The sequence below is a fragment of the Methanofastidiosum sp. genome (assembly GCA_020854815.1).
Taxonomy (GTDB): Archaea; Methanobacteriota_B; Thermococci; order Methanofastidiosales; family Methanofastidiosaceae; genus Methanofastidiosum.
This window is the reverse complement of record JAHKLW010000068.1, coordinates 1-2,786: the sequence shown is the minus strand read 5'-3', so window position 1 is coordinate 2,786 and position 2,786 is coordinate 1. Positions and strand designations below refer to the sequence as shown.

The 2,786-nt window shown below is 30.7% G+C and carries 4 protein-coding genes; 1 reads left to right on the top strand and 3 read right to left on the bottom strand.

All coding sequences use genetic code 11. The features are described 5' to 3' along the window. The coding region (locus KO464_08610) for a hypothetical protein (GenBank protein MCC7573436.1) at window positions 1-510 on the top strand (510 nt) is incomplete at its 5' end. Between the two features lie 32 nt (window positions 511-542). Here the strand turns inward: KO464_08610 and KO464_08605 are convergent. From KO464_08605 to KO464_08595, 3 genes are all read right to left on the bottom strand, one after another. Further along, window positions 543-953, bottom strand: coding sequence for a very short patch repair endonuclease (locus tag KO464_08605; GenBank protein ID MCC7573435.1), 411 nt, complete (start codon window positions 951-953; stop codon window positions 543-545). Between the two features lie 5 nt (window positions 954-958). Continuing rightward, on the bottom strand, window positions 959-1,939 hold the full coding sequence (locus tag KO464_08600) for an NgoFVII family restriction endonuclease (GenBank protein ID MCC7573434.1): 981 nt from the start codon (window positions 1,937-1,939) through the stop codon (window positions 959-961). Continuing rightward, window positions 1,917-2,786: DNA cytosine methyltransferase (locus KO464_08595; protein MCC7573433.1), on the bottom strand; the 870-nt coding region annotated here is incomplete at its 5' end. The genes KO464_08595 and KO464_08600, both read right to left, overlap by 23 nt.

The window sequence follows — 2,786 nt, the reverse complement described above, 5'->3', positions numbered from 1 at the left end:
GATAGATATTCAAGGCTGAACCTGTCGGTTAACAAGGGTAATTCAATAAAAGAAAAACTGATTGAAAACAAGTTCATATATCAACTTCCGGTGTCGGTTCGAAAAGGCAAGGTTACCCTGCTTCAGATAGAACTAAAGGGACAAGAATATCTTCGACTTCGTGGAGATTACAAACAGGTTCCCCTTCGATACGGCGGGCTTATCCATCAGTTCTGGATTGACAGAATATCAACCCAGCTCCGGGACAAAGGCTTCGAGGTCAACAAAGAACACCCAATCGGCAAAGGAAAAACCGTTGACCTATTCGCACAGAAAGACAACAGAAAAACCATCATTGAAGTCGAAACCGGAAAGTCTGACTATATGGGAAATTACGAGAAACTTAAGGGTATGAAGGATTGTGAGATTGTTTTTGTGTTTACGGGGAGGAGGCAGAAGGTTGAATTTGAAGAAAAATGCTATGATTCATCATTAATAGTTTCTCATGTTAGTAAATTTCTATTTTTATAACTAAATTTTTTTAAAGTATATGCATTATAATGCTAAATCTTATCAATTGCCTTTAATATTTTATTCATACATATATCTAAACTATGTTTTATATCATATTCCCATAATCGTATTACTTTCCAATTTTTTTCTGTTAAAATTTTAGTCACTTCTTTATCTCTTTTTATATTTCTATCGATTTTATTTTTCCAATATTTAGTATTAGTTTTTGGCATAATAAATCGTTCTGGATGGCCATGCCAAAAATCTGAGTCAATAAAAACAGCCACTTTTTTTCTTCTAAAAACTATATCAGGCTTCCCAGTAATTTTATCTACATGTTTTGCAAAATATATTTTTCTTCGTTTTAATTCTTTCATTATGATTTTTTCTGGCTTCGTATTTTTAGAACGAATATTTTGCATATTCTTTTTTCTCTGTTCTTCTGTGAGGTTATCAGTCATAGCAATTAAACAGAAAAGTCCATATAATAATTTTCATCATCAATTTTATAAAAATCAACATCTGTTCTTCCATATCTTACTAAATCTTCTTTTTCCACAAACTGTCCATTTGCTAAATTTAATCTATATCTGAAATACTCACCTAACAGACTGTTATTGTGAGGTGTATGTATAGCTTTTCCACTATCTTGAGCTCTTGAGCATATCAAAATTTTATCATCATCTGTTCTTACGGTAAAGTGAATTTTCCGTGGTGGAAAAAAGTCTGTTTGATATACATCTTTTTTTAAAGGTATATATGCTTGGTTTTGATTTCTACCTTCTCTTTGTCCCCAATTTAATCCAGAATGTATACCAATCTCTTCCCTAGAAGTTAAAAGACTAATTTTTAAAGAAGGAAGACCGCTTTCTTCGTTTTGAATTATATCAGTTCTTCTTTTACTTAAATTTGGATATTTTTTTTCATCAAAAATAACAAAATATTTTTCAATATCTATATGATTGCAATAAATTGAATCATCAATTAACGAATTAAAATAATCAAAACCTTCAACTGGTTTGTTTTCAGTTAAAACTTCTCGATTGTTGAGAAAAAATGCATTTTGTGTATAATTAGCAGACCCTATATAACATTTAAAAGGATTACATTCTTTAAGCCATACATATACTTTTGAATGAACAGGTTTATTTTGAAATATATAACTGCATTTAAAGAACGGACTATAATCTTCTGTCAATAGCTTAGTAAAGCCTATATGAGTGCTTTTTGGCAGGCCTTCTTTAATATACATTCCTGCAATAAGATGAACTTCAATCTTTTTGTCAATCCTTTTAACTTCCTCGAAATGATGTAAAACCATTGCTGGAGATGCAAATCCAGAAACTATTAATAGTTTATCTGCTCCGTTTTTAATTGGTTCAATCAGAACTTTTTCAAATAATTGGTCGTTAATCATTAATTTGCTATCTAATACACCTTTCTTCAAATTTAATATTGTTTTCAACATGTTCATAAGGAATTCCAGCAAAACACTTCAATATTGATTCTAAAATTATTTTTGAAGCATATGGAGGAACTGCCATCCCAATTTGTTTTCTTACACTTTCTTTAAGTCCATAAAAAATGAAATTATCAGGAAATGTTTGAAGGCGGGCTCTCTCTCTATTTGTTAAAGCTCTATTTTCCCTCCAATGATATATATGTGTGCCTCCTCCTCCACTTCCTGTAACCGTATATGCTGGTTTGTCAGGTTCTAACCTTTTGTAAATTTGGCTTATTTTTGCACCTTTTATATTTAATTGAAGATGTTTTGGAATATTGGCAGTAAAAACATTTTCACCAGGCTTAATGTATTTTAATCTTTCAATTACTTTTTTTGTTTGTTTTGTAAAGACATGGTTTGGAAAATTACATGTAATTGGAGGTATTTCTATTGCTTCTCTACATGTTTTTGTTTTAAACGTGGGCATGGGTATATAATACTCTAAATCTAAATCTTCTCTTATTCCTATTATGATAATTCTATGTCTTCTTTGTGGAATTCCATATTCTTCGAACTTATAAAGATGCGGATATATATTATATCCCGCTTCAAATAACTCTCTTAAAATTAACTTGAAGGTTTTACCATCATTAGCATTTCGTAAACCGCTAACATTTTCTGCTAGAAAACATTTTGGCTTAAAAAAATGAAGTGCTTTTACTCCGTATGAATAAAGAGGTCCAAAAACTCCTTCGATTCCTTTCTGGGTTCCTACAACACTAAAATCATTACAAGGGAAGCCAAAGGTTAGAATATCTATAGAACTTAAAAGAGAAAAATTTACATTTCT

Coding starts and splice junctions, on each gene's coding strand:
- KO464_08605 (MCC7573435.1), bottom strand. CDS start 953: ATGACTGATAACCTCACAGAAGAACAGAGAAAAAAGAATATGCAAAAT.